This window comes from Streptomyces sparsus, assembly GCF_054776295.1.
The window spans coordinates 1-1,853 of record NZ_BAAHCA010000942.1; the positions used below are offsets into that span (position 1 = coordinate 1).

The following is a 1,853-nucleotide window of genomic DNA, read 5'->3' on the forward strand; positions in this document are numbered from 1 at the left end:
GGTGTCCGTCTGAGCCTGCGCACCGTGTGGGGCCGGGGCTACATCCTGGAGACCGAAGACGATCTCGTCCCAGCTGGGCACGGCCGCCCGCCGCCCGGGACGCACCCCGTCCGCCTCGGCCTGGCGGTCGGTGTTGCCCGTCAAGCGGTCCCGGTGCCCGCCGACCGAGCGCGGCATCAGGATGTCCGCGTACGCCGATCCCGCGCCCGCGGCGGTCGCCGACGGCTCGATCTCCTCGGCCGGTTCGACGATCGCGGCCGGCTCGATGTCCTCCTCGGTGATCTCCACCGGCGGCGGCGACTCGGGCACGATCATGTCGCCCCGGAAGCTGGGCACCGCTTCGAGCAGGCTGGTCAGGGAGTCCCGGTCCTCGTTCTCGGTCGGCGCGTCACCGCGCCCGCCGCCGGCCGGCTCCTCGCCGCCGCGGTCCCGGGGCAGCCGGGCGATGCGCGGCACGAACGGGAAGCTCGGCTCGGGGGTGTCGTCGGTCTCGCCGATGAGCGTGCGCGCCTCGTCGTCCACGGCCTGCACCAGGCGCCGCGGCGGGTCGTAGGTCCAGCTCGCCGCGTGCGTCTCTCCGGCGACCAGGTACACGAGCAGCACCTCCCAGGTGCCGTCGTCCCGGCGCCAGGAGTCCCACTGCACGGTGTCCTTGTCGGCGCCGCGCATCAGCAGCCGTTCCGCGACGGCCTCACCCAGCTGCGGTCCGGTGTTCTCGCCGGGCCGGCGGACGGGTGTCTTGCGGGCGCGCTCGGCCATGAAGGCCCGCTCCGCGAGCACCGGTCCCTCGAACCGGCGCACCCGGTCGACGGGGATGCCAGCGGACTGGGCGACCTCTTCGGCGGTGGCGCCGGCTCGTATACGCGCCTGGATGTCTCGGGGCCGGAGGTGGCTCTCCACCTCGATCTCGATCTGGCCGAGTCGGGCCCGGTCGTTACGAATGGCGGCGCGCAGCCGTTCGTCGATGGGCAAGGTGTACTGGGTGTCGTCGGCCGCCTTGAGCACCAGCCGTGTGCCGTCGTTACTGACCGCCACGACGCGCAGTTCGGGCATGGGGACCTCCCGGGTGGTGCCTGCCGACGTCACGTGCGTCGCTGCTCTCCCGCTAGACGAGTGTGGCCTGCCCGGGTTCAGCCTGCCACTACCTTGCCGACTTGCCCGGCGTGTCGGGACCGCGTCCCGCTCCGCCGTTATGGCACGGTTACCAGTTGGCCACTCTGTGTGATCTAACCGCTTACTCTGTGCTATGCAGGCCGGACGAGGCCAGGGCCAGGGCTCGTCACACTACTCCATTAGGGCCACGCGGGTGGACCGCCGCGCCCGGTGAACTTCTTTTGGTGGGACGGAGTTGACCGTCGGCCGGCCGAGTCGGGCAGTTCCCCGCGCTGCCCGAAGGTGGCGATCTTCACAGAACCCCCGGAATCGGAACCAATACCCACCCTTCCGGGGTCCCATCTGTGTGCACAGCGGGACACTTGTGCGGACCGAGGGCGGAGATGGACAGGAAAACGACCGACGAAACCGGCGCGGCCGACACGGCCGACCGGGTGAAGCAGAAGATCGACGTCAGCGTGGCGCAGGTGGCCGGGAGCGCGGTGGCCGCCGTGATCGCCGCCCTGATCGCGGGCCGGCTCGGCGTGTACGGCACGTTCATCGGAGCCGGCCTGATCAGCGTGGTGGCGACGACGGGCGGCCCGGTCTTTCAGCACTTCTTCCGCCGGACGGGTGAGCAGGTCAAGGACGTGACCGTCGCAGCCGCCCCGCGCCGCGTGCGGCGGACCGGGCGCGGAACCGTCGTGGTGGCGGCCGGCACGGCGCCGGAGACCCTGGGGGAGACCCGCGGCCAGGGCCCG

General features: G+C 72.0%; 1 protein-coding gene and 1 pseudogene. One reads left to right on the top strand and one right to left on the bottom strand.

Annotation, left to right across the window (positions count from 1 at the left end):
* Window positions 1-1,086, bottom strand: a 1,086-nt coding sequence (gene sepH, locus ACYVE9_RS25140) for a septation protein SepH (RefSeq protein ID WP_461030189.1), incomplete at its 3' end; no start/stop codon positions are given.
* A 410-nt stretch (window positions 1,087-1,496) separates the two neighbouring features.
* On the opposite strand from sepH, the pseudogene ACYVE9_RS25145 reads away from it, so the two are divergent.
* Window positions 1,497-1,853 (top strand): annotated as a pseudogene (locus tag ACYVE9_RS25145) (hypothetical protein); the annotation flags it as partial.